Source organism: Flavobacterium sp. UMI-01, assembly GCF_019656315.1.
In the GTDB taxonomy this organism is placed as follows: domain Bacteria; phylum Bacteroidota; class Bacteroidia; order Flavobacteriales; family Flavobacteriaceae; genus Flavobacterium.
On sequence record NZ_BPLU01000013.1, the window covers coordinates 1 to 24,209 of the forward strand.

Consider the following 24,209-nt stretch of genomic DNA (forward strand, 5'->3'; position numbering starts at 1 on the left):
TATTGAAACGAATTTCAATAAACTTTCGGAAACATCATATTTTATAATGCCTTACGGTGTTTTTACCAACTATTTTTGACTATTAAACCTTAATGTTATACTACAAGTCCTGTAAGTATTCAAGAGGAATAACTTATAGGACTTGTTGGGTTATGGTATTAAGGATTAGTGGACCAAATGCTGCTGTTTTTGATAAATACGCGTCGGTTGAGTTTAAGTTGGGCAACAATCAACTCTGCGATATCCTCCGATTGCATTACTTTTTCGGGGTTGCCGTCGGTAAGGTTTAAATCTTTGGCCATGTCGGTCGCTACCGTGCTAGGTGTAAGAGCAGTCACGCGAATGTTATGTTTGCGAACTTCCTGCATCAACGAATCAGTAAGTCCTAGTACGGCAAATTTAGACGCACTGTATGCGCTTGTTAAGGCATTTCCTGCTAATCCAGCTGTTGAGGAAATGTTGATGATGTCACCTGTTTTTCGTTCTATCATATTAGGTAGTACCGCACGAGTAACATAATAGGTTCCCATTAAATTGACTTGAATGATGCGTTCCCAGTCTGTGATTTCCATTTGCATGAAATTCCCAAAAGCTGCAATTCCAGCATTGTTTATTAAAATGTCAATGGTGTTAAATTCAGAAAAAGCTTTTGCAATCGCAGCATTAACTGATTCAACAGAAGCCACATCAGCCGTTAAAGCAAGTGATTTTACACCATATTGTGTTATTTCATTGGCTACTGCATCCACATCAGCTTGTGTCCGAGCTAGTAAAATTACGTTTACACCTTCTTTAGCAAGTGCCACAGCAATAGCTTTTCCGATTCCTTTTCCAGCACCTGTAATCAGCGCATTTTTATTCTGTAATACTGTCATAGTTTGATTTTTTAGTTCATCTCAAAGATAAAGGTTTGCGTTTGGGTGAGCGGGTGAAAAACTGTCAAATTAATGCTAAATTTTACATTGGATGTTTTTGGGATTCCATTTGCTAAAGTGGATGCGAATTGTTTTGAAAAAGAGGTGGAGTAGAAATTTGATAACTTTTTATAAAAATCCTATAACACAATTTTTGGGTGATGGATGCATCTTTGTATTGTAAACCAAAAGTTATGAGAAAGTCTATACCTATATTATTGTTGATGGCGGTTTTTTGTTCGTGTAAAAAAAATGAAAGCAATAAGATTGTCCATTCGGCTTCGGATACAATTACAATAGTACATCGTGAAAAAACCAAAGACATTCGGTATTTTATGAAAGAAACGAAAACTTGGTTGAAAGAAAATAAGGTAAATGAATCGGTTTTACAAATCGTGATGGATGTAAATAGAACCGACAAAAATAATTTGGCTAAAATGGATTCAATACTTGTTCCAAATAAGTTGGACGAGAAAAGAGAAATGTATTTGCCTTTTCCGTTGCAGGTTGAAGACCTGAGGGATGTTGATAAAATACTATTTTTTTCCTATCCCACACAAACCTTTGCTGCGTATGAAAACGGTCAATTGGTTTATACGGGGCCTACTAATATGGGACGAAAAAAGGATCCAACTCCTACGGGATTGTTTTTTACAAATTGGAAAGCTGAAGAAACCATCAGCACGTTTAATGATGAATGGGAGTTAAAGTGGAATTTTAATATTGAAAATAAATTAGGTGTGGGATTTCATCAATACGAATTGCCAGGCTATCCAGCGTCGCACTCTTGCTTGCGATTACAGGAAAAAGATGCGCGTTACTTGTATGATTGGGCAGAACAATGGGTGCTAGAAGATAAAGAAAATGTAAAGGCTAAAGGAACACCTGTAATTGTTTTTGGTCAATATCCTTTTGATGGAAAAAAACCGTGGTTAGTCCTGCCCAATAATCCAACGGCTTTAGAAATTGAAGCGTCTGAATTAAGTGATGTAGTAGCGCCACATCTTCAAACAATTGTCAAAGAACAAAAAAATAGTAAGCTTATAGCACAGCATAATTAGTTAGTTTAATTTAGTTTAGTTTTTGGTTGAAAAAACGGCTTGTTGTATAACAGAGCCGTTTTTCATTTTTTTAAAGATGCGGTTTGGGCAAATGGAAAAGGCATTTTGAAATTCTTATTTTAGCCCTGATTGTAGTGAAAATACATTGAAAAGGAAGGGTATTTTTTTTCTGGGAGCCACAGAGCGACCAAAGGAAGCTCCTGTGGTGACCTAAGAAAAAAAACACTTCCTTGAAAAGTATTGTAGCGAAAAGCAGGAAATAGCTCCTGAAAATAAGTATATTTACTAGAATTAAATTTTGAAAGAATGAAATCAATAGACCCAAAAGATTTTAAAGTTACAGCACCTATTTGTTTAAAAGAGTTACCTACTGACTTGAAAAGCCAAGCAAGTGATGATGCTAAAGAGGATAAGCTGGATGGTGTGAGGGGGAAATTGAGCGAATTGCAGGATGTGATGTATGCACACAATCGCTATGGAGTGTTGGTTTGTTTGCAAGGAATGGATACCTCGGGTAAGGATAGTTTGATACGTGAGGTTTTTAAAGAATTTAATCCGCGTGGTGTGGTGGTACATAGTTTTAAAACCCCTACTTCGACAGAGTTAGAACATGATTATTTATGGCGTCATTATTTGGCATTGCCAGAAAAAGGGAAGTTTGCCATTTTTAACCGAACTCATTATGAAAATGTATTGGTGACTCGTGTGCATCCTGAATATATTTTGAATGAGAATTTACCTGGAATTGAAAAAGTAGAGGACATCACGCCGCAGTTTTGGGAAAATCGTATAGAGCAAATCAATAATTTTGAGAAGCACATTAGCCAAAACGGGACGGTTGTGTTGAAGTTTTTCTTTCATTTGAGTAAAGAAGAGCAACGCAAACGACTTTTACGAAGGTTGGAAAACGAGGAACATCATTGGAAATTTTCGCCAGGTGATTTAAGAGAACGCGAGCATTGGGATGAATACATGCAGTATTATGAGGAAGCTATTAATAAAACAGCTAAGGAGCATGCGCCTTGGTACGTCATTCCGGCTGATGATAAGGATATGGCTCGTTATATTGTGGCTCAAATAATATGGGAAGAAATGAAGCAATATACGGATATCAAAGAACCTGAATTAGATGATAAAGTAAAAGTGAATTTTGCTATTTACAGGGACCAATTAAAAGGGTAGGAAGCGGTTATCTTTTTAAATAGACTTTGATTACAAACAAGAGTCCGATAAAGAGTAGGAATCCAAGGAGTATTTTGTAATTTCCTTTGTAATATCTTTTGTGTAGAACCAAATCTTTTCGGTAGGAATAGATGGCGGCTATGACAAAAGCAATAAAAAAGCAACCGGCAAATAGGAGTTGTCCTGAACTAAACATAATTTATTTTTTTGCAAAAGTACGCAATTGTATAGAAAATGTTGCTAATTTGCCTTTTCAAATATAAGTTAAAGAATATGCGTAAACAGTTAGACTCCGTTAAAGAATTTCATACTGCCTTTAGAATAGGTCATAGTGAATCTCCCATTGCCAATTTATCAGAAGAAAAGAAATTACTTCGTTACAATTTGATGAAAGAAGAAAACGAAGAATACCTTGAAGCGGTTAAAAATAATGATATTGTTGAAATTGCAGATGCGCTAGGGGATATGATGTATATTCTTTGTGGCACTATTATCGAGCATGGTTTGCAACATAAAATAGAAGAGGTGTTTGACGAAATCCAACGCAGTAATATGAGTAAACTGGGAGAGGATGGTAATCCTATTTACCGCGAAGACGGAAAAGTAATGAAAGGACCTAATTACTTCAAACCTGATTTTTCTAAAATCTTGGAGTAGCTTTATAAATGCTAATTTATAGTTTCTGGTGAGGCATAGTTTTTAATCTAGCGATGTCATTAGTACTTAGACTTATTTTTGAAAAAAAAATGCTTTCCTGCTAATTCGAATGCGTAATTTAGGTGAAAAGGGATTTTATTAATTATCGAAAGATTTTGAATCCAAAAACAGGTATAAAAGAAAAGAGCGATTTTCATCGAAAATCGCTCTTTTTGGTATGTATAGCTATTGATTAAGAAACTTTGACTGTCCAGCCAAAGGTATCTTCAGCAAGTTTGTGCTGAATGTTTGTTAATTTGTCTTTGAGTTGTAAGGCAATAGAATCTTCCATTTTTGGTAATTCATAATATTCATTGCGATAAGAGAATCCGCAAATCGGACTTACCACTGCAGCAGTACCTGCGCCAAAAATTTCTTTTAGACTACCATTTTTAATTGCTTCAATAATTTCAGCTACTAAAACGGGACGTACTTCCACTGCAATTCCTTCTTTTTTAGCCATATCGATAAGGCTTTTTCTAGTAACCCCATCCAGAATACGCTCGCTTGTAGGGGCAGTGTACAACGTATCATTTATTCTGAAGAATACGTTCATGGTACCTGCTTCTTCCAGTTTGGTATGTGTAGCATCGTCAGTCCAAATAACCTGTTGGAATCCTTCTTTGTTGGCAAGGTTGGTTGGGTAAAATTGTCCTGCGTAGTTACCTGCTGTTTTAGCGGCTCCAATACCGCCGTTAGCGGCACGGCTGTAATGTTCAGCAATCAAAACTTTTACTTCACCTGAATAATAAGATTTAGCTGGAGACAAGATAATCATAAACTTGTACTCATCAGAGGGATTTGCGATTACTCCTTCACCAGTAGCAATCAAAAAAGGTCTGATGTATAGGCTGTTTCCTAATCCTTTTTTAATCCACTCATGGTCTAGTTTCAATAATTCGTTCAACCCCTCCATAAATACTTCTTGGGGTACTTCTGGCATTGCCATACGTACGGCCGAAGCATTGAAACGATTGAAATTTTCATCAGGTCTAAATAACCATATCGCATCCTCTTCATCTTTGTAGGCTTTCATACCTTCAAAAATAGCTTGCCCATAATGAAATACTCGTGCAGATGGATCTAACAAAAAAGGAGCATAAGGTTTGATGACGGGTTTTTGCCATTCACCATTTTTAAAATCACACTCTAATAAATGATCTGTAAACACAGAACCAAAGCTTAGGTTGTCAAAATCAACTTGATTGATTTTGGAAGTTGCCACTTTGTTTATTTCAATTTTGTTAGCTTGAGTTGTACTCATAATTGGGTATTATTTTGTTTTATTTTTAAAAGTGAATCGAGAGGAATGTTTTTTTAGCACATTTCCTAAGAAACTTTAATTGTATGCAAAATTAAATAAAAAAGACCAAAAAAGAGAGGGGGATTTGTATTAAATATGTCAATAAGTTGTTAATTGTTTATCTTTTAAAATTTTTTGGGATTCGGAGTTGATTTATAGAGAAAAGGTAAAATATCTAGTTTTTTTTCAATTATGTGTTTTTGTTTTGGCTATTTTTGGGCAATGTCCTTAAGTATTGGTGAAGTAAAACAAAAAGCATACACAAATTGAAAAGAGAAATTATACGTACCCTAGATGGTTCTACTACAATTCATATAAAAGATTGGAATGAAAGTTATCATTCAAAACACGGGGCGATTCAAGAAGCGCAACATGTGTTTATAAAGAATGGTTTGGCATTGTTTGAAAATAAAAACATTTCGATTTTAGAGATAGGTTTTGGAACGGGATTAAATGCATTTATCACCTATTTGGAAAGCAAAAAATTAGGACAAAAAATTGCTTATACCGGTGTTGAGGCCTATCCTGTGGCTCCTGAAGAATTAACAGCAATGAATTATATTGAGGAATTGAGAGCTTTGAATTACCAGTCTTTTTTTGATGCAATGCATACGACGCCTTGGGAACAAGAAAATTCTATTGACAACGATTTTGTTTTGAAAAAGAGACAACAATTTTTTCAAGATATTGATGATGTAGCCCAATATGATTTGGTTTATTTTGATGCCTTTGGGTACCGTGTTCAACCTGAATTGTGGAGTACCGCTATTTTTGAAAAAATGTATCGCGCTATGAAAAAAGATAGTGTTCTAGTGACTTATGCCGCCAGAGGGGTGGTGAAAAGAAGCATGCTTGAAGTGGGATTCGAGGTAGAAAAATTAGCAGGGCCACCTGGGAAACGAGAAATGTTTCGAGCCAGAAAGCACTAGTTTTTTTAGTTATTAACACAATAATTTGAAAAAATAACGTTAAAAAACTATTGAAGTGCTAGTAAAAAATGTATTTTTACTCACGATTTAAAATTAAATTGTAAAACTAAATTCTTATAAAGTTATGTCTAAAGTAATGTTTGATTACACTAAATCTATCTTGGAAAGAGTAAGTTTTGATCCATTATTATTTTGTAAAGAATTAGAAAAAGCAGTAAAAACATTGTTGCCTTTTGAACTTGAAAAACTTAAAGAGTGGTTGTTTGAGTTTGTGATAGAAAAACCTGAATTAAAGCAATGTTTGTTAGTTGTAGAAACGATATAGTAAAAGAGCCTCATGTAGGCTCTTTTTTTATGTCTTTTGTTTGCTCCTGACCAGTGTTTGTTATAAGAAGTGTTCAGGTTAGTATGTTTAAGGTGGTTTTTTGATAATGTTTTTTGTCTTCCTAACCTTTCTTCTGTATTAACGGAAAGGGATTTTTATCTTTAATTTTTTGGCTTTAATTAAGTTTTATCGCATTTGGGTTATAAAATTGTATTTTTTAAAATCGTAGGTTATATTGTATTTTTTTGTTGTAAAAGTGTATTTTGTCGATATATTGTGTTTTTTATCGTTATTTTTAAAAAGGTTTTATATATTTGATTTGTACTTAAATATTTAAACATTTTAAAAAATATTTTTATGTCTAAAACAATTTACGATTACACTAAGGAAGTACTAGAAAGAGTAAGCTTTAGTCCAGATCTTTTTTTGAAAGAGCTTAAAAAATCAGTTAAATATTTATTACCACATGAAATGGAACGTCTCAAAAGCTGGCTTTTGTGTTACACAGATGAAAAACCAGTTTTAAAACAATGTCTCTATATTGTAAACGATTAATTGCCCTTTTTGCCCCAAATTAAAAAAGGAACTCTGCTGAGTTCCTTTTTTTTATGCTATTTTTTGGGTAATGGACTTATGATTTGAACGTTTTGGAATACTATTGCTCCTTTAATTACACCTGAAATGGTGGTTCTCAATGCATCAATTATTTGAATTTTGAGTTCGTTTTTGGGATAAATCAAACTCACTTCTCTTGCTGGTTTGGGTTCGGCAAAATGACGGAGTTTGTGTTTGTCAGATTCCTTAAGGTCTAGAGTATGTAAATAAGGAAGTAAAGTAGTGCCCAGCCCTTCATCAGCGAGTTTGATTAAGGTTTCAAAACTCCCACTTTCAATTTGGAAGCGGGACACGTCATTCTTGCTTTCGTTTTTACAGAGGTTTAAAATACCGTCTCTAAAACAGTGTCCGTCTTGAAGGAGTAAAATTTCGTCTAAGTTTAAGTCTGTGATTTCAATTTCTTTCTTCTGAAAATGTTGGTGGTTTTCAGGGATGTAAGCCACGAAAGGTTCAAAATATAAAACAATTTCTTTTATTTTTTCTTCCATCAAGGGAGTTGCCGCAATAGCGGCGTCCAAATGACCATTGTTGAGTTTGGTGATGATTTCTTCTGTATTGAGTTCTTCAATAATGAGTTTTACTTTGGGGTATTTTTTGATAAAATTATTCAAAAACATGGGCAACAACGTAGGCATTATGGTAGGGATGATGCCAAGTCGGAATTCGCCCCCTATAAACCCTTTTTGTTGTTCTACGATGTCTTGAATTCGGTCGGCTTCATTGACAATGTTTTTAGCTTGATGAACAATTTTTTGCCCTATATCAGTAAGTTGTATTGGTTTTTTTGACCGGTCAAAAATTGTGATGTTCAGTTCTTCTTCTATTTTTTGGATTTGCATACTCAATGTCGGTTGGGTAACAAAACATTTTTCGGCAGCAAGAGTAAAATTTTTATGTTCAGCAACAGCTAAAACGTATTTTAATTGTGTAATGGTCATTAGTGCTTTATTTTGATGTAAATATAAAAACTATCCTTTATTTAGTTGTTAGATTTTCTTATTTGTTACTATGGGTGCAGTTTCACCAGGGAAAAAAACGGGAGATGGTTGGAAAAAATGAAGTATTTTGAGTTTTACACCTCAAATATTTTTTTAAATCACTAAATATTTTTCTTTTTGGTAAAAGTTGTGGTTGAAAGGAGCTTGATAGTTAAAATTTTAGTTAATTTATTTTAAATTTTATTGTTTTTGGCTTGTTTTTTTTGGTATTAAGCATATTTTTGTATCTATGAAACTATTTGCAAGGATGTTTTTATTTCTATTTGTTGTTTTTCTATTAACTCCTGTATTGGTGACGTTAGTAGAGGATAAGTGTGACAACTCTGTAATTTGTAAGTTTTCAGAGGAGGAGCATTCGCATAGTAAGGAAGTAAAAGTCTTTGAATATACCAATTCGCTAGTACAACAATTATTTGTACAGCATGTTTCAAAATCAAACCTAATTCTCTCAGAAAATTTGTCGAAGCACGATAATGTTACTTCGAAGATTTTTACACCTCCTCCTGATTTAATATAATACCTTTTATTTTTTAAACTACTGCTATGTTTTTTAGTAGCGGTTGTTTGTATGTTTAATAATTTACAACGTATTATGTCAAAAAAAATTAATCTTTTTGCACACCTCAAGTCAGATTTTGCTTCAGGTTTAGTGGTGTTTTTAGTGGCTTTGCCATTATGTTTAGGTATTGCTATGGCCTCAGGGGCACCCTTGTTTTCAGGAATTATAGCTGGGATTGTAGGTGGTATAGTAGTAGGTTACCTGAGTCAGTCCCACATAAGTGTGTCTGGACCGGCTGCGGGTTTAACGGCAATTGTGTTAACTGCGATAACTGATTTTGGAGCTTTCGATATCTTTTTAACTGCGGTTTTTATTGCTGGTTTGATTCAGTTAGGATTAGGCTTTTTAAAGGCGGGAAGTATTTCAAACTATTTTCCGACCAATGTAATTGAAGGAATGTTAGCGGGTATTGGAGTTATAATTATATTGAAACAATTGCCTCACGCCTTTGGTTACGATGCTGATTATGAAGGAGATCAATCTTTTGTACAGAATAATGGAGACAACACCTTTTCGTCTTTATTTGAAATTATAGATCACCTTCAATTAGGAGCAGTTATAGTTACGATTGTATCATTAATTATCTTGATTTCATGGGATAGAGTAGCCTTTTTTAAGAAATTCAAATTAGTTCCTGGGGCTTTAATAGCCGTAATTGCAGGAATATTGCTAAATGAATTTTTTATAGCATCAGGAAGCAGTTTAGCTATTTCTAAAAGTCATTTGGTGTCATTGCCAGTACCTACTTCCATTGAAGATTTTAAATCGATAATTGTATTGCCTAATTTTACAAGTATAACCAATTCACAGGTGTGGATTACAGGAGTTACGATTGCTATAGTAGCTTCCATTGAAACGTTATTGTGTATTGAAGCCGCTGACAGGATGGATGCTCAAAAACGTTTTACCAATACCAATGTGGAATTAAAAGCGCAAGGGGTAGGAAATATGATCAGTGCGCTACTTGGAGGCTTACCAATGACTTCGGTAGTGGTACGTACTTCAGCAAATAACAATGCGGGAGCTAAATCAAAAATGTCCACTATCATTCATGGTGTATTATTGCTGTTGAGTGTACTTTTAGTACCTGTTTTGTTAAATAAAATCCCATTAGCTACCTTGGCTACTGTTTTAATTTTAGTTGGGTACAAATTAGCAAAACCGGCAACGATTGTTCATTTTTGGAAAAAAGGAAAATACCAGTTTGTTCCTTTTGCAGCTACCTTAATCGCTGTAGTTGTTACGGACTTGTTAAAAGGGGTACTGCTAGGAATGATCATTAGTATTATATTTATCTTAAGAGGTAATTTAAAAAGAGCTTACAGTTTCAAAAAAGAAGAGTATGTGGATGGTGATGTTATTCATATTGATTTGGCACAAGAGGTTTCGTTTTTGAATAAAGCGGCTATCAAATCAACGTTAAACGCTATTCCTGAGAATTCTAATGTAATCATAAATGCACATGATACAGTATATATTGCTCATGACATTCTTGATTTGATTAAAGAGTTCAAAGAAATTCGTGCGAAGGAGGAAAATATTAAGGTGAAATTAAAAGGGTTTAAAGAGGCTTACGATCTTGAAAATACCTCAGATTCAGCTAATCATGTGACTTTGGAGCATTATTATGATGTAGCTAGTCGTAAGCTTGTTAAAAAAAATACAGCTAAGAATGCATTTCTGGAAGAATAATTCTTCTAATAATATTATTTTTGAGTTCGAATAAATAATTTAAAAACTAAATTCTGATGAGTGATTTTTATAAAAAAATAATTGATAACAATAAAGCATGGGTAGAATCTAAATTAGCAATTGACGAAAATTATTTTGCTGATTTGGCCAAAGGTCAAAATCCTCCCTTATTATGGATAGGATGTTCAGATAGTAGGGTTCCAGCTAACGAAATAATTGGCGCTAAACCAGGTGAGGTGTTTGTACACCGTAATATTGCAAACATGGTTGTACACTCTGATATGAATATGCTAAGTGTATTGGATTACGCTGTAAATGTGCTGAAAGTAAAACACGTTATTGTGTGTGGACATTATGGTTGTGGTGGTGTTAAAGCTGCTATGGGGAACCAATCCATTGGATTGATCGACAACTGGATCAGACACATTAAAGATGTTTACCGTATGCATAATGCTTATTTGGATTCAATCGAGGATGAAACTACGCGTTTCAATACTTTTGTTGAAATAAATGTAAAAGAACAAGTATATGACCTTTGTAAAACCTCTATCGTTCAAGGGGCTTGGAAAGCGGGTCAAGATTTGACTATTCACGGTTGGGTGTATGGTTTAAATTCAGGATATGTTACTGATTTAGATGTGAATTTTAGTTCCAATGAAGGATTGGGTGAGGTTTACCAACTTAAATTATAATACCATAAAGAAGAAAGTGCGTATTTTAAAAGTGTAAGCAACTGTTGTTAGGGTTTTAAAAAATTTAAAAGCAGTTAGGTGTAGCATTAGTGACACTCGTTTTACTTTTTAAAATACGCTTTTTTATTTGCAAAAAAAATAGGCCCTTTTGGTAAAAAAATAAAGTACGAGATACTCTGGTTACTACTGCTGTTTTAACTTATTCGCTATCCATATTTTCGTTAAAAGCCGAAGGGAGCATTTTAGGGATGAATTTGATAAGAATAGGGAGTAATAAACTACCGCCAGGAAGTAAAAAAATGGTTAGGGATGGAATGGTTTTACAAATTTCTAATAACTGTTTTTTGACTTTCTTTTTTTCTTTTTCGTCCAAATCTCTCGTTGTCGATGTGGCCAAAAGAATCATTAACTCTTTACTTTCCGTAATTTCTTTAAAAAGACGGTTTTTATTTCGAGTAATTAAAGTTTCAACATTTTTAGTGGTTTGGTCGTAAAAATGTTTGACAGGGTTAGAATAATTAAAATAAGGAATTTCTTTTTTGTGTTTAGAAATAAATTCATTGGTTTCGTGGATGCTTTTGGTTACAAAATCATCTGAAACCCCTATTTTTTCTGCTAGTTTGTAAAGGAAATAGGCTTCTTCATTTTCTAATTTTCCATCACTCCATAGTGACATTCCCGCCATATCCACCATGTAATACTTTTCTAAATCAGCATTGAAATAACTAAGGTTAAGTTCGTCAATGTTATGAATATTTATTTTTGAGAATTTGCTATACCGTACTGATGCCTCAAAAAGTTTGATTAATAAATCATCATATTTGGATTTATTAGTCTTAGTTTTTAGTGCTAAGGAAATAATGCTAACTATAGATTCTTCTATTTTTTTTAAATACTTATCGACTAAAGTTCCTTTGGTAAGGAATTCTCTGAAAGCTACGATATCTATAAAAAGCAACGCATTGGTTACGATATGAGAAAAGTTTTTACTTACAATGTCAATATTGGTTTGTACTCTACTATCAATAATTTTTTCCAAATTGTAGGAATCAGGGCTATTAGGGAGTACTTTTTTAAATAATTGAAAACCTTGAGGATGCATGGCATCGTAAAAATCTAAGGCTTTTTTAATGAAAGAAGCGGGTGTCTCCTCTGGATAGTGTAATTGGTATGTAGCGTGTAAAATATTGAGTAAAGCAACTTTGGGGATTTCATTTTGCACCCATCCTTTGGTGTCTATGGGGGTTTCTGTTTCAAACGAGATAATATGTCCGTAGATAAAACCTGTTTTTCTGACTTTAAGGTAAAAAGCGTCTAAGTCGTTGTTTTTAACGAGCGGCGTTTTTTTTTGTATCAAAAAATACTTATCTATCCAACCTGGAGCTGAAGCATTAATCATATTTTCTTTTATGAGCTACAAATCTAGCTTTTTTTATGTTTTTTTGAGTAATGTTTAAATTAAATTTTATTTTTTGAAATGTACAGATTTTAATATAAAAATGAAATTAATATTGAAAGGTAAGGATTCTTCATATCTTTGTATTTAAAATCTTGTTGTTAAGTGAATATTTTGCAAATATAATTTTAAGGTGAAATTATAGAAAGGTTAATTAATAACTGTCTCTTTAAAAATTAGAATAATGTATGATGGAGTGAAAATATATTTTAAAAATTTAATTTTAAAAAGTAAATTAAAAAAAGAAAAGAATGTAATTGATTATTATTCTTTGGTTATATCCAATTTCAGTAATAAAAAAGTACTTATTATAGACGATAAACTCCCTGAATATGATAAAGATTCTGGTTCAAGACGACTGAATCTAATTATTAAGTTACTTTTGAAAAATAATGTGGGAGTTTTTTTATTAGCAGATTTTAAAGAATATAAATTCAAAAAAGATTATTTAAGTTACTATAAAGACATGGGAGTCATTGTTTATGAGCCATCTTTAAATAATAGTAATGACTTAATTACAAAAAGGGAATTCATTATTCAGATTATTAATCAAATGGATTTAGTGTGGTTGCATAGGCCTAATATTTTTTATAAATATCATAGTTTTATAAGGAAAATGTCTTCAACTGTTTCTGTTGTTTATGATATGGTTGATTTTCATTATCTAAGGATGATGAGGGAGGCCAACTTAAAAAAAGATAAAAAATTAGAGTGTAAAGCAGCGGCTTTTTTGGAAATTGAAGTTGAGAATTGTACAAAAGCCAATAAAATAATTGTTATTTCTGAAAATGATAAAAAATCATTATTAGAATATTATCAAGATCAATCTAAAATGATTGTTATAGGTAATATTCATGATTCAATAAAGTTGGAAAAATCATTTTTGCCTTTTGAACAAAGAAATAACCTTTTGTTTGTGGGGGGGTTTGATCATTTGCCTAATATTGATGCTGTAAAATATTTAAAATATAAAGTTATGCCATTAATTTGGGCTAAACATCCAAATATTAAGGTGCAAATTATTGGGAGTAATCCTACTGCTGAAATCTTAAATCTTGAGGATTATAATTTTGAAATTCTGGGTTATGTTCCAGATTTAGCCATATATTTTAACTCTTCAAAATTATTTGTAGCTCCACTTCAATTCGGAGCAGGGATAAAAGGTAAAATTGGTCAAAGTTTAGAATTTGGTTTACCATTAATAACTACTGATATAGGGGCAGAAGGTTTTGATTTTGGTGATTTTAAAACACAAATGATTGCTGATAGTCCAGAAGATTTTTCAAATAAAATCATTTCACTTTATAATGATAATGATTTGTGGTTTAAAATAAGTGAGTACTCTAGCAATATATTAAAACCTTTTTCTTCAAAAATAGTACTAGAAAATTGTATGAATTTGTTTGAAAAAAATTAATTGATTCCAAATACCTTTGATACCCACGTTTCGATAGTAAATTGATTATAGATTTCTTCTGGAATTGGTTGATAGGGTGTGTTGAAGAAGTCTAAAGGAATGTCAATTTCTTTTGGTTCTATCACAAGGATATTATTGCTGTTGTAAAATGGATATTTTTTTATAGCATTATTAGTTGTTATTATTTTTTTTTGAAATGCAAGAGCTTCAAAAATTCTAAAACTTAATCCATCTTGATTGTTTTGTATTAAATCTAGGAATACTTTAGAACTTTCTAGTTCTATTGTTAATTCGGTAAGTGAAATTTTTTTTGTTTTAAAAATTATTTCTGGGTGTAATTTTTTTGGTCTTTTTTTTCCAACAATTATAAACTTACTTTTTATGTTTTTTAAACTACAACACTTTGCTATTTGATTAATTGTATCGATTCTTTTGTCTAATGCCGAAACAAAAAATAAATCATTTTGGTTTTGATCTTCAGATTGTTGCGCTCTTTTGGCTAAGTATATATAATTAGTCAGGTGTTTAAAATTGTATTTATAAGAATCATTTATGTCAAAAGTATATATTTCATCAAAAATGTTTTTAGAAATTTTTTTTATAGAAAATCTCTCGCTACTATCATATAAATAACAAAGATAGCGGTTACAATTTTTTTTAATTTTGAAATGTGTTTTTGTACTAATTCTATCAGGTCTGAGAGATAGAATAATATCTTGATGACCTAATAAGTCAAGTTGATTCAATATAAAATTTTCGGTTTTAATTTTTTTTATGTTTTTATTGAATAAATTTTTTTGAAAGAAATTTTTTATCTTTTCAAAAAATGATTTATATTTATAATTAAAAGTATTCATGTCAATATGACTTGCTTGGATACCTTTGCTTTTTAATTCTTTGATTATTAGATTGTCGAAACCATAATAATCAAAACTGATTAAACATATTTTCATTTTAGTTAATGGATTTATAAAAAGAGTAATAACTGTTTTTCATATTGCTTAAATCGTGCTGTTCAATTACCAACTTATAAGCATTTGATTTAATGTTTTCAGACAGCTTTTGGTTTTCTAAGATTTCTAAAACGTATTTACATAAATTTTCCGAGTCTTTTAAATCTGTCACAAATCCAGTTTCCCCATTTTTAATTACTTCAGCTACTCCACCTGCATTTGTTGTTACAACAGGAACTCTAGATGCAAAAGCTTCATATATTGTTAATGGCAGTCCTTCTGTTTCTGAAGTCAATAGAAATACATCTAAATCAACTAATAATTCATGAATATTTGAACGTTGTCCCATAAAAATGAGTTGTTTTTCAATTTTAATTGTTTTTGCATATTCAAGAAGTTCTTGTTTTAAAGGTCCATCACCAATTAAAACAAATTTAATATCAAATAGATTATTGTTTTTTTTAATTATTTTTTGTGCGGTATTTAAAAATGTGTGTATGTCTTTTTGATGAGTAAGTGCTGCCACATTTCCAATGATTTTTGTTTTATATGGGAGGTCATATTCTCTATGAATAAGATATTTTTTTTTTGTATTTTTAAAAAAATTGACATCAATTGAATCATAAATAGTAACCAGACGTTCTTTATCTTTTATAATGGAATCAAATATTTTTTCGACAGCTTTTGAGACCGATATTATTTTATGAATTTTTGGGTGAGAATATTTATATCGATTTAAAAATTTATCTTTAATAGGATTATTTCTTTTTCGGCTAAGGACAATTTTTGTTTTTTTTGGCAAAAGAAGTGAACAAATTAAAGATGCAGTTAAAGCATTCGAGTCATGTATGTGTAATATGTCAATTTTTTCTGAAATACAAATGTTGATTATAGGTTTTATTAAAGAAAATATCTTTGATGTTTTTTTATAAGTAAAATGTTTTGACTTATCTGATTCACATTTTTTAGAAAGTACAGAGTTTTTTGGACAAAGAATCATTTGGTTTAAATCTTGATATTCCTCTAATAACTTAAAATATTGATACAATTGGGCTTCTCCACCTCGCCATTCGCTTGTAGTTGTTACGTTTAAAATGTTCATGGTTATTAGTTTTAAGTCTTTTTAAATTATAATTATTCTAATTTTCGATACATCATCCATAGTTGAAGATAACGCTTAAAAACTGAAAAAGAATGAATATAAGCTAAAATATATCCTTTCTTACCATCTAAGAAACCCAGTCGAATTATATAGTGATAGAAAAAATACAAAAAGGGTTGGATGAGAAAATGATAAAAGTGAGGTTTTTTCTTTTGGCTATAAAGAACTTTAGCCTCTAATAAACTACTTTTATTTAATTTATGGTTATAGCTGTCAAATGTGGAGTAGGCATTGTAATCAATAACACTCTTTAATGTACCTAGGGTTCCCTTTGTTAGGATTTTTTCAGATGAATTTGAAGTACTAAAAAAACAGTTTTTCTTATTGAAAATTTTTATAGCCCAAGCCTCTTGCCAATTGCCATAAGCGATTTTTTGATGTTGAAAAATAAAATTTCTTTTTACTTTAAATGCGCTACATGTGTTGTGAGAATCGGATAGCTTTTCAATAATTTCTTTTGTTAAATCCTCTGATAATTGCTCCTCAATGTCAAAAAAAACAACCCAATCGTGTGTGGCTTGTTCCACTGCAAATTTGCGTTGTTCTACATCGTCTTCCCATTTGTGTTGAATTATAGTAGCACCCTGAGCTTGAGCAATAGCTGTTGTTTTGTCATTGCTATATGCGTCTATAACAATGATTTCGTCAGCAAACGCTAAGTTATTAAGGTGTTTCTCTAGGGTTAATTCGTTGTTGAACGTTAAAGTTAGAGCAGTAATCTTAGGTTTCAAATTATTTTAGTTTCTATTTGTTAGAATATTGTTAGCAAATGTAATAATTTTACGCTGAAGATAAAGATTTAATATTTTACTATGGCTAGATTACCTATTTTGATGTATCATAACGTAAGTGAAGCGAATGGTTTAGCAAAAGGTTTGACCATTTCTGAATCAAAATTAGAAGATCAATTTAGGTATTTAAAAGATAAAGGTTTTACCACGTATCATCTAGCTGAACTTGAAAACTTGTCGTCAATATCAGGTAAAAGTGTTGTAATTACCTTTGATGATGTTACAGTGAATCAGTTACATTATGCGGTACCGTTGCTTAAAAAATATGAACTTAAGGCTACTTTTTTTATCCCTTTTCAATATATAGGTAAAACGGACTTATGGAATGAGGGAAAAGAAGCTATTATGACTACAGAAATGCTTCAAAATCTTGATGGAACGATTGAATTGGGGTTTCATTCTTATGCCCATCAAAAATATGCCAACATGTCTGCTGAAGAAATACGATTGGATTTTCAAAAATGCAATCAAAGCATTAGTAGGTCGCATCTAAAGGTCTTTGCTGCTTTAGCCTATCCCTATGGTAATTTCCCAAAAAAAGAACCAGAAAAATCACAATTTAAAAGTTTGCTTAAAGAGCAACAAATCAAAATGGGGTTACGAATTGGGAATAGAATCAACCGCTTTCCGTTTAAAGATCCTTACGAAATAAATCGCATAGATGTAAAAGGTGAAGATAGTATGTTGCAGTTTAAATTAAAACTTCATTTGGGCAAATTGCGTTTATTTTAAATCTTTTTCAATCAAAAGAATTTTGGCATAACGAGAAAAAACACCATAGGCATTAATACTCGCTAGAGTAAGGCCAGGGATACCATCCATAAAACCGAGCTTTAAAATATAGGTCGAAAAAAAACGATAAAATGGTTTGAATATCAAATGAAAGTAGGTGGCTTTTTTCTTTTTTTTATAAGAGGTATGAGCTTGGAACCAAGCGTAGGAATCTTTTTTTTGTAACAAATGAAACAATCCTTTGTAGGTATAATGAATCATGAAGTTTTTTAAATGTCCTTCGCTTCCTTGAAAATGTAATTTTTCGTGAACATCACCAGTAAAATGGAGTTCATTGTTTTTGACCAAGCGTACCACACGATCTACTTTGTGATACATAAACCGATTCATGAAAAAGTGTGGAAAACTTATTTTGTAACCACCGTGTTTGCTGTTTTGAATAGTGGATAGGATTTCTGATTTTAGTTTTTGTGTGACTCTTTCATCAGCATCCAAAAATAAAACCCAATCTCCTTTGGCATATTGGATGGCATGGTTTTTTTGACTTGAAAAATTATCAAACTTTCGTTCGAGTAATTGACATCCCAATTCCAATACTTTTTCACGTGTGCCATCAGTACTGAACGAATCGATGACAATAATTTCATCAGCAAAATCAACTGATTTGATTGCGTCCTCTATATAGTTTATTTCGTTGTAAGTAGGGATGATTACGGAAATCGTGGCCATTATTTTTCTTTTTCGGAAAAACAAAATTAACATTTTTAGGTTATCTTTGCGCATTATGCAAAAGAATATTTCCGTAGTAATCAGTACTTATAATTCACCCGAATGGCTTAAAAAAGTGATTTGGGGTTACAATACACAAACCTATCGTAACTTCGAAATGGTCATTGCTGATGATGGTTCTCGTCAAGAAACTATCGATTTGATTGAAGCGATGAAGAAAGAAGTTTTTTACCCAATTATTCATGTTTGGCATGAAGATAATGGTTTTCAAAAATCTCAGATTTTGAATAAAGCAATTTTGGCCTGTACCACAGATTATATCATGATGTCTGATGGTGATTGTATCCCGCGTCCTGATTTTGTAGAGCAACATATTAAATATCGTGAAGAGGGTTATTTCTTGTCTGGTGGCTATCATAAGTTGCCAATGGAGTTGTCTCAAAAAATAACTAAAGAGGATATTTACGCCGATTTGTGTTTTGATGTTGCTTGGCTAAAGAAAAACGGAATGAAAGCTTCGTTTAAAAATAATAAAATAGATGCCAAAGGGTTAAAAAGTTCTCTTTTGAATTGGATTACACCTACAACACCCAGTTGGAACGGTCATAATGCTTCAGGTTGGAAAAAAGATATTTTAGCGGTCAATGGTTTCGATGAAAGAATGCAGTATGGGGGGCAAGATAGGGAATTAGGAGAACGATTAGTAAATTACGGTATAAAGCCCAAGCAGATACGCTACAGTACGGTATGTTTGCACTTAGATCATCCGAGAGGATATGCAACGCCTGAATCCATCAATAAAAATAAAAATATTCGAAAGGAAACCAAGTCAGAAAATAAAAAATGGACTGATTTTGGAATCAAGAAATGATAAAAAAAGCATTCGTTATCCGAATGTTTTTTTCCTATAAGTTGTTTTTTAAAAATGTATCGAGTTCGGGTAAAATCAGTTCTGGTGTAAATTGATTGTACAGCTCTTCTGGGTTTTGTTCAATTCGTTTTCTTTCTTCAAAAGTGAAGCTTTCAAATAAATCGGGTTTTATTTCAAGTAAATGTACCGAAGTATGAAACTTTCCATCTTCAAAACTAGCCCAATGCTCTTTGTTTACATAAGGTGAAAAAATAGTAAAAGTGGGTTTGTTCAATGCTTTGGCAATATGTACACTTCCGCCTTCATTTGCTACTAAAACATCACATTGGTTCATTAATTTAATAAAATCCCGAATGCTTGGTGCGTAAATGTCCAAAATAATAGTGGCTTTATTTTGGCAAAGATGGTATATTTTTTCTGCTTCAGCTTTTTGATGTGGTGCGTAATTAAATAAGATGTAAGCGTCATAATTGTTGGCAATGAAGTCCACCATTTCGGCTATATAGTTATAAGGCATTGATTTTTGAGGAGTACTTCCTAAGATACCAAAAACAATTATTTTTTTGTCCTTAAAGTTTCCTAAGTAGTTTTCATTTTTTTCTGCTTCAGATAAAAAAAGTTTTGGTTCGTAATCGATGGTTTTAAATTCCTCGGCTTGTTGTAGCAAATGGATTCTGTCCTCAATAGCTTTCCCGCAAATTTTAGTTTTTACCTTTGATATAGCTATAGGATGGGTGTAATACCCCCAGTTTCCTAGTTTTTTTCTGCTTTTGTGACCAATGGTTTGTTTGGCTTTTGAAAACTTACAAATTAATTTGCTTTGTGTTTTTGAATAGGGATCAAAGATGATGTCGTATTTTTCATTCTTGACAGTACGAATCAGTTTTAAGAGAACAGGCAGTTTTTTGAGTTCCTTATCATTGATAGAAATAATTTTGTCAATATTGGGATTGTTCATCAATACGCCATGAGTGAAGTCATACGCCATAAAGTGTATTTCACTATCAGGATGTTTGGCTTTGTAATTGTTGGCAATTATGGAACTGATTAAAACGTCACCAATTCGCTTGTTTTGTATAATTAAGATTTTTTTCATAAAACTATTTCTTGTCGCAAAGTACTATTTTTTATACTTTTAAACCAAAAATAATCTCTCTATCGTGCAAATAATCATTCATCCTCATTACCAAAAAAAACAAACTCTTATTGTTCAGTTGATTGAAGGTTTTTTTCAGGGTGGAAATCTAGTGGTTCAGGGTGCAAGAAACACGATTAAGTCTCATATACTGGAAGACGAAAAAGTGTCTATTAAGTTTTTTCAAAAACCAGGACTCTTTAAATCCATTATTTATTCTTTTTTTAGAAGTACTAAAGCTAAGCGGTCTTATGATTATGCCAACTATCTTTTGGAACACCAAATTCCAACTCCATTTCCCATAGCATATACCGAAGAAAAAAATGGTTTGGGATTACTTCAAGATAGTTATTACATCTGTAAACACATAAATTATGATTTTACTATTCGTGAACTTATTCATAATCCTAAATTTCCAGACAGAAATAATATTTTAGAACAATTTGCTGCTTTTACGTATAAGATGCATGAAGCTAGGGTCAATTTTTTAGACCATTCACCGGGTAATACCTTAATCGTGAATAAAGGCTCAGGGGAGTATGATTTTTATCTAATTGATTTGAATCGCATGAAATTTGAACAATTATCTATTGAGGCTCGTATGGATAATTTTAAGAAAATGTGGCTTTCTAAAACAATGGTCAAAGTCATTGCCAAAAAATATGCGGAATTAAGCGCACAGTCTGAAGACAGATTACAGCAACTTCTTCTCGAAAAAACCAAAGCATTCAAAGGTAAAATCACTCGAAAAAAATACTTGAAGCGAAAGCTGAAATTGATGAAATAAAAAAATCCCAAATTCAAAGGATATATTTTTGAATTTGGGATTTAAATATTGGGATTCAAAATTTAAACCGCAACATCATATTCTCTCAACGCATTGTTCAATGACGTTTTCAAATCAGTAGATGGTTTACGAGTACCAATGATTAAAGCACAAGGTACTTGGTATTCACCGGCAGCGAATTTTTTAGTATAACTTCCTGGGATTACTACAGAACGAGCAGGAACAAAACCTTTCATTTCTTTTGGCTCGTCACCCGTTACATCAATAATTTTTGTAGAGGCAGTCAAACATACGTTAGCGCCTAGAACCGCTTCTTTACCTACGTGAACACCTTCCACTACGATACAACGAGAACCTATAAAGGCACCATCTTCAATGATAACTGGAGCAGCTTGTAATGGTTCTAAAACACCACCAATACCTACACCACCACTTAAGTGAACGTCTTTTCCAATTTGAGCACAACTACCTACCGTAGCCCAAGTATCTACCATGGTACCAGCATCAACATACGCTCCAATGTTTACGTAACTAGGCATCATGATTACACCGCTAGAGATAAACGAACCGTAGCGAGCAGAAGCTCCAGGAACTACACGTACTCCTTTTTCAGCATAATCTTTTTTCAATTCCATTTTGTCATGGTATTCAAAAATTCCAGCTTCCCAAGTTTCCATTTTTTGAATAGGGAAATACATAACCACCGCTTTCTTTACCCATTCGTTTACTTGCCAGGAGCCTGTACTGAGCGAAGTCGAAGTATCTGCTTTTGGTTCAGCCACACGAAGTTTTCCTGAGTCAAGTAATTCAATAACTTCTCTAATCGCGTTAGTTGTTGTTTCTTCTTGCAACAAAGCTCTGTTTTCCCAAGCTTGTTCTATAATTGTTTGTAAATTGCTCATCTTTTTAATTAATTTTTGGCAAAGATAGACTTTTTACCCAAAAGCAAAAAGTGAAAGTTTTTTCAAAATGTTAGTTTTTTGGCCCTGATTAAACTGAAATTTTTATTCTATATCTTTGAAAAAAAAATAATGGCTAGAATACTTTGTATTGACTACGGTCAAAAACGTACAGGAATTGCAGTAACTGATGAAATGCAAATCATCGCTTCGGGTTTAACGACGATACCTAGTGCTACAGCAATTGCTTTTTTGAAAGATTATTTTTCGAAAGAAAAAGTTGAATTAGTTCTTATTGGTGAGCCCAAACAAATGAACGGTGAGCCTTCTCAAAGTGCTTCTATAATTAAGGGATTTGTAACCCATTTTACGAATCATTTTCCTGACATGAAGGTGGTTCGAGTTGATGAACGTTTTACTTCCAAAATGGCTTTCCAGACCATGATTGATAGCGGGTTGTCCAAAAAAAAACGACAAGATAAAGGATTGATTGACGAAATTTCGGCTACCATAATGTTGCAAGACTATTTGGCTCAAAAAAGGTTTTAAAAGTATTTTATTTTGAACTAAAAATTACAGTGATAAATGTAACGATTTAGTCAGTAAACGGTGTTTTAATTGTGATAATATAAAGTATCTTTGCATTTTATAATAAAAATATATTATGTCTAATACAACCATACGTTCAAATAGTGATGTAGTTCTTATTGGAGCTGGAATTATGAGCGCCACTCTTGGCTTGATTCTGAAAGAATTACAACCAGAAATTACAATTGATATTTACGAAAGATTAGATGAAGCCGCTGCAGAAAGTTCTGATGCGTGGAATAATGCAGGAACAGGACATTCTGCTTTTTGTGAATTGAATTATACTCCTGAAGGAAAAGATGGCAGTATTGATCCTAAAAAAGCGATTAGCATTGCTGAATCTTTTGAAGTTTCCAGACAATTTTGGGCTTATTTAGTACAAGAAGGAAAAGTACCTGCACCTGAAAATTTTATTAAAAGAATTCCGCATATCAGTTTTGTTTGGGGTGATAAAAACGTAAAATACCTAAGAAAACGTTTTGAAGCTTTACAGGCTAATCCACTTTTTAAAGATATGCAATACAGTACGGATTTTGCTGAATTAAAAAAATGGATGCCTCTAGTGATGGAAGGTAGAAAAGCATCAGAGAAAGTAGCTGGAACATCTATGGCTATTGGAACCGATGTGAATTTTGGAGAATTAACCAGAAGTATGTTTGGGTATTTGACCAAGATGGATGGTGTTACCATGCATTTTAACCACGAAGTTCAAAAATTAAAACAACGTGAGGATAAAATATGGAGAATTAAAATAACAGATTTGGCTACGGGTAATACTAGAAAAGCATATACTAAGTTTGTGTTCATTGGAGCAGGAGGAGGTTCGTTACCGCTGTTAGAAAAAGCAGGAATTCCAGAAGGAAAAGGTTTTGGTGGTTTTCCTGTAAGTGGGCAATGGCTAAAATGTACCAATCCAGAAGTAATTGCACAACACGAATCTAAAGTATATGGTAAAGCTAGTGTAGGAGCACCTCCAATGTCTGTACCACATATTGATTCTCGAATGATTAATGGTGAGAAACAATTGTTGTTTGGTCCGTTTGCTGGTTTTTCAACTCGCTTCTTAAAAAATGGTAAATATTCTGATTTACCAAAATCCATTCAGTTGGATAATATTGTACCGATGGTTATGGCAGGAGTGAAAAATATTCCATTGACCAAATATTTGATTGAGCAAGTCAGACAATCACCAGAGGACAGAATAAAAGCGTTGAGAGAATATGTTCCGGGAGCAAAATCATCCGATTGGGTTTTAGAACGTGCTGGACAAAGAGTGCAAGTAATTAAAAAGGACGAAAAAGAAGGAGGGAAGTTAGAATTTGGAACAGAGGTGATTACTTCTGCAGATGGTTCTCTCTCGGTATTACTAGGTGCTTCACCAGGTGCTTCAACAGCAGTTTCAATTATGTTGGATGTTATAGGACGTTGCTATAAAGACAAAATCAAAACGCCAGAATGGGAAGAAAAATTAAAAACAATGATTCCTTCTTATGGTAAAGAATTAAATAAAAATCCAGAATTGTTAGACCAAGTTCGAAACCATACTGCCGAAGTATTGAAGTTGCAATAATTTTTTTAACGAATATAAATAGAACATCCCAATCCATTGATTGGGATGTTTTTGTTTAGAGGTAATGTGGTCAAAAATAGTTGGTGATTTTTGATTTTAGATTAATTAAATTTCACCATCAAATTGAAGAGGACATTGGCTCTGCTGAGGAGC

At 32.5% G+C, this 24,209-nt stretch carries 25 protein-coding genes; 14 read left to right on the forward strand and 11 right to left on the reverse strand.

Annotated elements, in window-relative coordinates; translation table 11 throughout:
* Positions 1–158 precede the first annotated feature (158 nt).
* Positions 159–875, reverse strand: coding sequence for a 3-ketoacyl-ACP reductase (locus tag K5R64_RS07300; RefSeq protein WP_220762272.1), 717 nt, complete (start codon positions 873–875; stop codon positions 159–161).
* A gap of 233 nt (positions 876–1,108) precedes the next feature.
* Here K5R64_RS07300 and K5R64_RS07305 point away from each other — a divergent pair, with 233 nt between their 5' ends.
* Both K5R64_RS07305 and K5R64_RS07310 read left to right on the forward strand, forming a co-directional pair.
* Entirely contained in the window at positions 1,109–1,975 is an 867-nt protein-coding gene (locus K5R64_RS07305) for a L,D-transpeptidase (protein WP_220762274.1), read from the forward strand.
* Positions 1,976–2,281: 306 nt separating this feature from the next.
* The gene (locus K5R64_RS07310; RefSeq protein ID WP_220762276.1) at positions 2,282–3,157 is read left to right on the forward strand and encodes a PPK2 family polyphosphate kinase; all 876 of its coding nucleotides are present in this window, start codon (positions 2,282–2,284) and stop codon (positions 3,155–3,157) included.
* Positions 3,158–3,164: 7 nt separating this feature from the next.
* On the opposite strand, the gene K5R64_RS17165 is transcribed toward K5R64_RS07310, so the two are convergent.
* Positions 3,165–3,353: a hypothetical protein gene (locus tag K5R64_RS17165; protein ID WP_255580323.1), complete on the reverse strand. Its 189-nt coding sequence runs from the start codon at positions 3,351–3,353 to the stop codon at positions 3,165–3,167.
* A 77-nt stretch (positions 3,354–3,430) separates the two neighbouring features.
* On the opposite strand from K5R64_RS17165, the gene K5R64_RS07315 reads away from it, so the two are divergent.
* Complete coding sequence (locus K5R64_RS07315) at positions 3,431–3,814, forward strand: nucleoside triphosphate pyrophosphohydrolase family protein (RefSeq protein ID WP_220762278.1); 384 nt, start codon at positions 3,431–3,433, stop codon at positions 3,812–3,814.
* A gap of 232 nt (positions 3,815–4,046) precedes the next feature.
* On the opposite strand, the gene K5R64_RS07320 is transcribed toward K5R64_RS07315, so the two are convergent.
* Complete coding sequence (locus tag K5R64_RS07320; RefSeq protein WP_220762280.1) at positions 4,047–5,117, reverse strand: branched-chain amino acid aminotransferase; 1,071 nt, start codon at positions 5,115–5,117, stop codon at positions 4,047–4,049.
* A gap of 305 nt (positions 5,118–5,422) precedes the next feature.
* Between K5R64_RS07320 and mnmD the strand changes: the two genes are divergently transcribed.
* The 3 genes from mnmD (at position 5,423) to K5R64_RS07335 (ending at position 6,965) form a co-directional block, all read left to right on the forward strand.
* Positions 5,423–6,085 carry a tRNA (5-methylaminomethyl-2-thiouridine)(34)-methyltransferase MnmD gene (gene mnmD, locus K5R64_RS07325; protein WP_220762282.1) on the forward strand — a complete coding sequence of 221 codons (663 nt, stop codon included), beginning with the start codon at positions 5,423–5,425 and terminating at the stop codon, positions 6,083–6,085.
* A 124-nt stretch (positions 6,086–6,209) separates the two neighbouring features.
* Positions 6,210–6,410, forward strand: a complete 201-nt coding sequence (locus K5R64_RS07330) for a hypothetical protein (RefSeq protein WP_220762284.1) — start codon at positions 6,210–6,212, stop codon at positions 6,408–6,410.
* A gap of 357 nt (positions 6,411–6,767) precedes the next feature.
* Positions 6,768–6,965 (forward strand): hypothetical protein, encoded by a 198-nt coding sequence (locus K5R64_RS07335; protein WP_220762286.1) that lies wholly within the window; start codon positions 6,768–6,770, stop codon positions 6,963–6,965.
* Positions 6,966–7,021: 56 nt separating this feature from the next.
* Here K5R64_RS07335 and K5R64_RS07340 read toward each other — a convergent pair whose 3' ends face one another.
* A complete protein-coding gene (locus K5R64_RS07340; protein ID WP_220762288.1) occupies positions 7,022–7,963 on the reverse strand; it encodes a hydrogen peroxide-inducible genes activator in 942 nt (313 codons plus the stop codon).
* 652 nt (positions 7,964–8,615) lie between these two features.
* Between K5R64_RS07340 and K5R64_RS07345 the strand changes: the two genes are divergently transcribed.
* Together K5R64_RS07345 and can are read left to right on the forward strand one after the other, a co-directional pair.
* Positions 8,616–10,274 carry a SulP family inorganic anion transporter gene (locus K5R64_RS07345; RefSeq protein ID WP_220762290.1) on the forward strand — a complete coding sequence of 553 codons (1,659 nt, stop codon included), beginning with the start codon at positions 8,616–8,618 and terminating at the stop codon, positions 10,272–10,274.
* Positions 10,275–10,330: 56 nt separating this feature from the next.
* Positions 10,331–10,966, forward strand: coding sequence for a carbonate dehydratase (gene can / locus K5R64_RS07350; protein WP_220762292.1), 636 nt, complete (start codon positions 10,331–10,333; stop codon positions 10,964–10,966).
* 199 nt (positions 10,967–11,165) lie between these two features.
* Here the strand turns inward: can and K5R64_RS07355 are convergent, their stop codons facing one another.
* The gene (locus K5R64_RS07355) at positions 11,166–12,365 is read right to left on the reverse strand and encodes an LETM1-related biofilm-associated protein (protein WP_220762294.1); all 1,200 of its coding nucleotides are present in this window, start codon (positions 12,363–12,365) and stop codon (positions 11,166–11,168) included.
* Between the two features lie 241 nt (positions 12,366–12,606).
* On the opposite strand from K5R64_RS07355, the gene K5R64_RS07360 reads away from it, so the two are divergent.
* Positions 12,607–13,839 carry a glycosyltransferase gene (locus tag K5R64_RS07360; RefSeq protein ID WP_220762296.1) on the forward strand — a complete coding sequence of 411 codons (1,233 nt, stop codon included), beginning with the start codon at positions 12,607–12,609 and terminating at the stop codon, positions 13,837–13,839.
* Here the strand turns inward: K5R64_RS07360 and K5R64_RS07365 are convergent.
* The 3 genes from K5R64_RS07365 to K5R64_RS07375 are packed head-to-tail and all read right to left on the reverse strand — an operon-like array spanning position 13,836 to position 16,685.
* Complete coding sequence (locus K5R64_RS07365; protein WP_220762298.1) at positions 13,836–14,792, reverse strand: hypothetical protein; 957 nt, start codon at positions 14,790–14,792, stop codon at positions 13,836–13,838. The genes K5R64_RS07360 and K5R64_RS07365 overlap by 4 nt on opposite strands.
* A gap of 1 nt (position 14,793) precedes the next feature.
* Positions 14,794–15,894, reverse strand: coding sequence for a glycosyltransferase family 4 protein (locus K5R64_RS07370; protein WP_220762299.1), 1,101 nt, complete (start codon positions 15,892–15,894; stop codon positions 14,794–14,796).
* Between the two features lie 32 nt (positions 15,895–15,926).
* Positions 15,927–16,685, reverse strand: coding sequence for a glycosyltransferase family 2 protein (locus K5R64_RS07375; protein WP_220762300.1), 759 nt, complete (start codon positions 16,683–16,685; stop codon positions 15,927–15,929).
* An 81-nt stretch (positions 16,686–16,766) separates the two neighbouring features.
* On the opposite strand from K5R64_RS07375, the gene K5R64_RS07380 reads away from it, so the two are divergent.
* Positions 16,767–17,477 carry a polysaccharide deacetylase family protein gene (locus K5R64_RS07380; RefSeq protein ID WP_220762301.1) on the forward strand — a complete coding sequence of 237 codons (711 nt, stop codon included), beginning with the start codon at positions 16,767–16,769 and terminating at the stop codon, positions 17,475–17,477.
* On the opposite strand, the gene K5R64_RS07385 is transcribed toward K5R64_RS07380, so the two are convergent.
* Positions 17,469–18,206, reverse strand: a complete 738-nt coding sequence (locus tag K5R64_RS07385) for a glycosyltransferase family 2 protein (RefSeq protein ID WP_220762302.1) — start codon at positions 18,204–18,206, stop codon at positions 17,469–17,471. The two genes, K5R64_RS07380 and K5R64_RS07385, sit on opposite strands and share 9 nt — an antisense overlap.
* 55 nt (positions 18,207–18,261) lie before the next feature.
* Between K5R64_RS07385 and K5R64_RS07390 the strand changes: the two genes are divergently transcribed.
* A complete protein-coding gene (locus K5R64_RS07390; protein ID WP_220762303.1) occupies positions 18,262–19,077 on the forward strand; it encodes a glycosyltransferase family 2 protein in 816 nt (271 codons plus the stop codon).
* 34 nt (positions 19,078–19,111) lie between these two features.
* Here the strand turns inward: K5R64_RS07390 and K5R64_RS07395 are convergent, their stop codons facing one another.
* Positions 19,112–20,173: a glycosyltransferase family 9 protein gene (locus K5R64_RS07395; RefSeq protein WP_220762304.1), complete on the reverse strand. Its 1,062-nt coding sequence runs from the start codon at positions 20,171–20,173 to the stop codon at positions 19,112–19,114.
* A 64-nt stretch (positions 20,174–20,237) separates the two neighbouring features.
* On the opposite strand from K5R64_RS07395, the gene K5R64_RS07400 reads away from it, so the two are divergent.
* The gene (locus K5R64_RS07400) at positions 20,238–20,999 is read left to right on the forward strand and encodes a lipopolysaccharide kinase InaA family protein (protein WP_220762305.1); all 762 of its coding nucleotides are present in this window, start codon (positions 20,238–20,240) and stop codon (positions 20,997–20,999) included.
* A gap of 62 nt (positions 21,000–21,061) precedes the next feature.
* Here K5R64_RS07400 and K5R64_RS07405 read toward each other — a convergent pair whose 3' ends face one another.
* The gene (locus tag K5R64_RS07405) at positions 21,062–21,901 is read right to left on the reverse strand and encodes a 2,3,4,5-tetrahydropyridine-2,6-dicarboxylate N-succinyltransferase (RefSeq protein WP_220762307.1); all 840 of its coding nucleotides are present in this window, start codon (positions 21,899–21,901) and stop codon (positions 21,062–21,064) included.
* Positions 21,902–22,030: 129 nt separating this feature from the next.
* On the opposite strand from K5R64_RS07405, the gene ruvX reads away from it, so the two are divergent.
* Positions 22,031–22,447, forward strand: a complete 417-nt coding sequence (gene ruvX, locus K5R64_RS07410) for a Holliday junction resolvase RuvX (protein WP_220762309.1) — start codon at positions 22,031–22,033, stop codon at positions 22,445–22,447.
* A gap of 115 nt (positions 22,448–22,562) precedes the next feature.
* Positions 22,563–24,056 (forward strand): malate:quinone oxidoreductase, encoded by a 1,494-nt coding sequence (locus K5R64_RS07415; protein WP_220762311.1) that lies wholly within the window; start codon positions 22,563–22,565, stop codon positions 24,054–24,056.
* Positions 24,057–24,209: the final 153 nt, after the last annotated feature.